The 6616-nt window shown below is 45.7% G+C and carries 5 protein-coding genes; all 5 read left to right on the top strand.

The window, feature by feature from the left end; genetic code table 11:
* On the top strand, positions 1-281 hold a 281-nt coding region (locus V7L12_RS04360), incomplete at its 5' end, for a hypothetical protein (protein WP_335082444.1).
* 288 nt (positions 282-569) lie between these two features.
* Complete coding sequence (fbp, locus tag V7L12_RS04355; RefSeq protein ID WP_334821318.1) at positions 570-1619, top strand: class 1 fructose-bisphosphatase; 1050 nt, start codon at positions 570-572, stop codon at positions 1617-1619.
* A 293-nt stretch (positions 1620-1912) separates the two neighbouring features.
* Positions 1913-3058, top strand: a complete 1146-nt coding sequence (gene tal / locus V7L12_RS04350; RefSeq protein WP_335082442.1) for a transaldolase — start codon at positions 1913-1915, stop codon at positions 3056-3058.
* Positions 3059-3177: 119 nt separating this feature from the next.
* Entirely contained in the window at positions 3178-4707 is a 1530-nt protein-coding gene (gene zwf / locus V7L12_RS04345; protein WP_334821316.1) for a glucose-6-phosphate dehydrogenase, read from the top strand.
* Between the two features lie 87 nt (positions 4708-4794).
* Complete coding sequence (opcA, locus tag V7L12_RS04340) at positions 4795-6177, top strand: glucose-6-phosphate dehydrogenase assembly protein OpcA (RefSeq protein WP_335082440.1); 1383 nt, start codon at positions 4795-4797, stop codon at positions 6175-6177.
* The last annotated feature ends 439 nt before the right edge of the window (positions 6178-6616 follow it).

The following is a 6616-nucleotide window of genomic DNA, read 5'->3' as shown; positions in this document are numbered from 1 at the left end:
CCGATACAATGTTGATGCGTGCCCCTGCAATGCCATTGCATCCCAATACAATGTTAATGCGTCCCTCTGCAATGCCAATGCGTCCCGATACAATGTTGATGCGTGCCCCTGCAATGCCATTGCATCCCAATACAATGTTAATGCGTCCCTCTGCAATGCCAATGCGTCCCGATACAATGCCATTGCATCCCGATACAATGTTAATGCATCACCCTGCATTAAAAACGCTACGCTTTTACGCAAAATTGTACTTAGTTAGCCAGGGAGATTGCTTGCCTTAGGCAAATCTGATAGTAGTTTCGTATTAATGTTTCAGAGTAAACTTATAGTCCCTGCCGCAAATGTGGGGATTTTTGGGATGTGTAGGCATACCCGCCCGCTTCAGAAAGTCGTGTTAAATCGAAGTAGCTAGGCTCTGGGTGCAGGGGTAACAGAAGATTCATTTCTTTAGTTTATCTAAAGTCGCATCTAAGTTATCAAATTACCTTTCTAAGATAGAAGCAGCAACTATAAGTTGCTATAGATGACTAAAACCCAATTAACAGCTAGTGGCTGCGGAGAACATAAAAATGGCTAAAGCGCCAGAATCTTTAGACTTATCTACCTACGATGTTACAGACAGAGCTTTAGATCGTGACTGTACAACTTTATCCCGTCACGTCCTCCAACAACTTCAGAGTTTTTCGCCAGATGCACAGGATTTAAGTGCGCTAATGAATCGCATCGCCCTGGCCGGGAAACTGGTTGCTCGTCGCATGAGTCGCGCTGGTTTAATGGAAGGCGTTCTGGGATTTACTGGGGAAGTGAATGTCCAAGGCGAATCCGTCAAAAAGATGGATGTCTATGCCAATGATGTATTTATCTCAGTGTTTAAGCAAAGCGGCTTAGTCTGTCGCCTTGCTTCTGAAGAAATGGAAAATCCCTACTACATTCCCGAAAATTGCCCCATTGGGCGCTATACCCTGTTGTATGACCCAATTGATGGCTCATCCAACACTGATAATAATCTCAGCTTAGGTTCCATTTTCGCCATTCGCCAACAAGAAGGAACTGATAGCGATGGTAAGGCAACTGACCTGCTCACCAACGGACGTAAGCAACTCGCTGCCGGATACATCCTGTATGGGCCCTGCACGATGCTGGTTTATACTATAGGTAAAGGCGTTCATTCCTTTGTCCTTGACCCCAGCTTAGGAGAGTTTATTCTCACAGAAGAAAATATTCGCATTCCTAACCACGGTTCTGTTTACAGCGTGAACGAGGGTAACTTTTGGCAGTGGGAAGAATCAATTCGAGAATACATCCGCTACGTTCATCGCACAGAAGGCTACAGCGCTCGTTATAGCGGCGCAATGGTGAGCGACATCCATAGAATTTTGGTTCAAGGCGGCGTGTTTCTCTACCCAGGCACAATTCAAAACCCAGAAGGAAAATTACGCTTGCTTTATGAAACAGCTCCTCTCGCCTTTTTGATTGAGCAAGCAGGCGGCCGTGCTACTACAGGACTAGTAAATATCTTGGATGTGGTGCCAAAAAAACTGCATCAGCGCACGCCTTTAATTATTGGTAGCAAAGAGGATGTCGCAAAGGTGGAGTCTTTTATTCAAAACGGACACTAGAAGACAATTCGTCATTCGTAATTATTGTTACGTAAGGGTTTTAGACGTTTTATAAGAGTGACTTATTTCCTCTGTGCTGTACTCTGATCTGCCATTAATTAAACGTTAATCATGGTGATTTAGGATTGGGAATGCAAAATAGCGCTTTTTGAAGATCAATTAAGGATTATCTCAGCTGGCTGATGCAATAAGTGATTGGCAACGCCACAATTCAAAAGTAAGCATCAAATTTTGATGGATTTTACCAACTTACTTAGAAACATCACTATACCGGAGTGAAACAAATTAGAGCTATGTCTACCAATCATCTACTAGAAATTAACCAATACGGTCAAAGTATCTGGATGGATAATTTGACCCGTGACATTATTCAATCAGGTGAACTCAAAGAACTGGTTGAAAATCAAGGAATCTCTGGGATTACCTCTAACCCAGCGATTTTTGAAAAAGCGATCGCAGGGAACGTCATTTATGATGCCGATATCGAAGCCGCAGTTCGGGCTGGCTTACCGACATACAAAATCTACGAATCCCTAGTTTTTGCAGATATCCGTAACGCCTGTGATATTTTACGCCCTGTTTATGAAGCCTCGAATAGACTAGATGGTTATGTGAGTATCGAAGTCCCGCCAACCATCGCCCATGATACTGAAGCAACAATAACCGAAGCCCGACGCTATTTCGAAGAAGTTGGTCGGGAAAATTTGATGATTAAAATTCCTGGTACAGAACCTGGTTTGCCAGCAGTGGAGCAGGTAATAGCCGAAGGGATAAATGTTAATGTTACGCTGCTGTTTTCTGTAGAAAGCTACATCAACACAGCTTGGGCTTATATTCGGGGCTTAGAAAAACGGGTGGCTGAAGGTAAGGACATCAGTAAAATTGCTTCAGTCGCTAGCTTCTTCCTCAGCCGGATCGATAGCAACATTGACGGCAAGATTGATGCTAAGTTGAAAAAAGGCGTCGATGATATTTCCGTGGAAGCAAAGCTAAGAGCTGTTAAAGGGAAAGTAGCGATCGCTAACGCTAAGATTGCGTACCAGGAATACAAGAAAATTATCGAGAGCGAGCGTTGGAAAGCCTTGGTAGAAAAAGGGGCCACAGTACAGCGGCTACTTTGGGCCAGCACCAGCACCAAAGACCCCAACTACAGAGACGTGATGTATATCGAAGAGTTGGTTGGCCGTGATACCGTCAACACCGTACCACCAGCGACAATTAAAGCTTGTGCCGATCATTGTAACGTGAGCGATCGCTTAGAAACAAATGTAGAAAATGCTTACACGCTGATCGAAAACCTCAAAGATCCCGACATCAACATCGATCTCGATACCGTAATGGATGAACTGTTAGTCGATGGTATTGACAAGTTTATCCAGCCCTTCCAGTCCTTGATGAACTCTTTAGAAGAGAAGATCAAGGTATTGTCACCAGTGTAGGGACTGGGTATTGGGGATAAGGGGACAAGGGGGACAAGGAAAATAACCCATGCCCCATCCCCCATCCCCGATGCCCAATCTCAAAATCCAAAATCCAAAATCCAAAATCCAAAATTGTTATGGTTAGTCTGCTAGAAAATCCCTTGCGCGTTGGTCTGCAACAACAAAGGATGCCTGAACCCCAGATTATTGTCATTTTTGGCGCTTCTGGCGATCTCACTTGGCGCAAACTAGTGCCAGCACTTTATAAATTGCGGCGAGAACGGCGTATTCCCCCAGAAACTACCATTGTCGGTGTGGCACGTCGAGAATGGAGCCATGAGTACTTCCGCCAACAAATGCAAAAGGGCATGGAAGAGGCACATCCTGATGTCGATTTGGGGGAACTCTGGCAAGATTTCTCTCAAGGTCTGTTCTACAGTCCTGGGGATATAGACAACCCCGAAGGCTACCAAAAACTGAAAAACTTATTGAGTGAATTAGACGAAAAACGGGGCACGCGAGGGAATCGCATGTTCTACCTTTCGGTTGCACCCTCCTTCTTTCCCGAAGCGATTAAGCAGTTAGGAAGCGCCGGGATGCTAGAAGATGCCTACAAACATCGTCTAGTAATTGAAAAACCCTTTGGTCGGGACTTGGCTTCAGCCCAGAGCCTTAACCAAGTGGTACAGAAATTTTGCAAAGAAAACCAAGTATACCGCATCGATCACTACTTAGGTAAAGAAACAGTCCAGAATTTGCTGGTGTTTCGTTTTGCCAATGCGATTTTTGAACCGTTGTGGAATCGTCAATTTGTTGACCATGTACAAATTACCGTAGCAGAAACCGTGGGAGTGGAAGACCGGGCTGGTTACTATGAAAGCGCCGGCGCACTACGGGATATGTTGCAAAATCACCTCATGCAACTTTACTGCCTAACGGCGATGGAAGCACCTAACGCAATGGATGCCGACAGCATCCGCACAGAAAAAGTGAAGGTACTCCAAGCTACTCGTCTAGCTGATGTTCACAATCTGTCACGGTCAGCAGTACGCGGTCAGTACAGTGCTGGCTGGATGAAGGGTGAAGCAGCGCCAGGGTATCGCACAGAACCAGGCGTTGCTCCCAACTCCACCACACCGACCTACGTCGCCATGAAGTTTTTGGTAGACAATTGGCGCTGGCAAGGTGTTCCCTTCTATCTGCGTACTGGTAAGCGGATGCCGAAAAAAGTCAGTGAGATTTCCATCCACTTCCGCGAAGTTCCGTCTCGGATGTTCCAATCTGCCGCCCAACAGACAAACGCCAATATTTTGACGATGCGGATTCAGCCGAATGAAGGTATTTCCCTGCGTTTTGATGTGAAAATGCCGGGTGCAGAATTCCGTACTCGTTCCGTTGACATGGATTTTAGTTATGGTTCCTTTGGCATCCAAGCAACATCTGATGCCTACGATCGCTTATTCCTTGATTGTATGATGGGCGATCAAACATTGTTCACACGCGCGGACGAAGTAGAAGCCGCTTGGCAGGTAGTAACGCCAGCCCTTTCCGTTTGGGATGCACCCACCGACGCAAATACTATTCCCCAGTATGAAGCTGGTACCTGGGAACCAACAGAAGCAGAATTCTTAATTAACCAGGATGGTCGTCGCTGGCGCAGACTGTAAATATTAGTCATTAGTCATTAGTCACTAGTAAAAACAAATGACGAATGACAAAATCCAAAATCCAAAATCCAAAATCCAAAATTTCCTATGGCTCCCCAAGCTTCTACAATTTATTCACTTCAGGCGCCAAAAGATATTTCGCTTAACGAAATAGATACGGAACTGAATCAAATTTGGCAAAGTTATGGTATTACTGGCGAGGACGGTGGACTTCCTGCTGCTACTCGCGCCACTACATTTACCTTAGTGGTTTACGAACCGGAAGAAACTCAGTATCTATTGGCTACTTTGGGATTTTACAACGGCCCGCTTGACGGGATTTTAGGGCCTCAGATGGTAGCTGCCTTGCGGCAAGTGCAGACAAAATATGCACTGCCAAATACTGGAATAGCAACACCTGAAACCTTGGCTATCTTGAGAGAAGAATTCATCAAACGTCAAGGAAACGGTGCTACAGGAGACAATGGTTCTATTGAACTTCCCAGCTTAAGCTTAAATGCCCCAAGCCCCAGAATTGCTGATGAAATTGCCCTCCGCAACCCTTGCCGGATCATCGCCCTATTTCCGATTACTGGCGAAGATAAAGGGGTCAAGGCTCAAGTTTCTGCTTATTGCCCGATCCAAAAGCAATCGTCAAGTACACTAATTTGCTGCGAATACATCACTCTCAGTGGAACTGCTGCTGCCTTGGAACGGGTAGGCGGCATGATTCCAGCATTGTTAATTGGCGGCTTACCAAAGTTTATCTGGTGGAAAGCAACACCAGACCCCAATAACACTCTATTCAAGCGGTTGGCAGACGTCTGCAATAATGTGATTGTGGATTCTTGCCGCTTTAACGAGCCAGAAAGTGATTTACTCCGCCTCCAAGAATTGGTGGAAAGTGGTGTTCCCCTAGCTGACCTCAACTGGCGTCGCCTTGCATCATGGGAGGAATTGACAGCTGAAGCTTACGACTCACCTCATCGTCGGGCTGCCCTTCGGGAAGTTGACCGAGTAACTATTGATTACGAAAAAGGCAACCCTGCACAAGCATTATTGTTTTTGGGTTGGTTGGCAAGTCGTCTAGAGTGGCAGCCAGTTTCCTATAAAAAGGAAACTGGAGATTATGATATCACTCGCATTAACTTTATTGCCCAAGACCAACGGCAAATAGAAGCCGAATTAGCAGGTGTTCCCCTTGCTGATGTGGGTGAGATTGCTGGCGACTTGATTGCTTTGCGCCTCAGTTCGACCAATCCAAAGGCAGACTGTGGTACAGTAATTTGCTCGGAAACTGGTGGTTGTATGCGGATGGAAACCCACGGCGGTGCCCAATCCGCTGGTCTGTTTCAACAGGTGACTTCACTTTCTGAACAAAAAGCGGAAGCATTGCTGAGTCAGCAAGTACAACGCTGGGGTCACGAGTCACTTTTTGAAGAAAGTCTGGGAGTGACAGCGAATATTTTCAAATTGGAAACAAATAGTTAGTTTCGCCTGGAAAGCATAAAAGTTACCAAAATTGCGAAAATCAAACACAAGCCCTTCAGATTTTTGGATATTTCAATTATCTGGAGGGTTTTTCTATTTTCCTTAGTTTTACAGCTATTTTCAGGTAAATAGACCACGCGGTAGGGGCGCAAGGCCTTGCGCCCCTACAACAGATGTGGTTCAAATATATGAAAACTGCTGTAAGTAAGTCAGTAGTTTGGATAGGTGGCTACGGCAACCCGTACCCCTTTCCTACGGAACGCTCCGCGAACAAAGAAGTAAGGTACGCGTAGCGTCTCCGACAGGAGAAGCGGTAACGCCTATAGTATTGGTACAGTTGCCCTGTTGAGAGCGATCGCTTCTTGACAAAATGCAAAATTTGCCCTCATCCCCCAACCCCTTCTCCCAATTTTGGGAGAAGGGGAGGCAATTTCAAAGT

It is taken from the genome of Nostoc sp. (genome assembly GCF_036918245.1).
Lineage (GTDB): Bacteria > Cyanobacteriota > Cyanobacteriia > Cyanobacteriales > Nostocaceae > Nostoc.
This window is presented reverse-complemented; position numbering and strand designations above follow the sequence as displayed.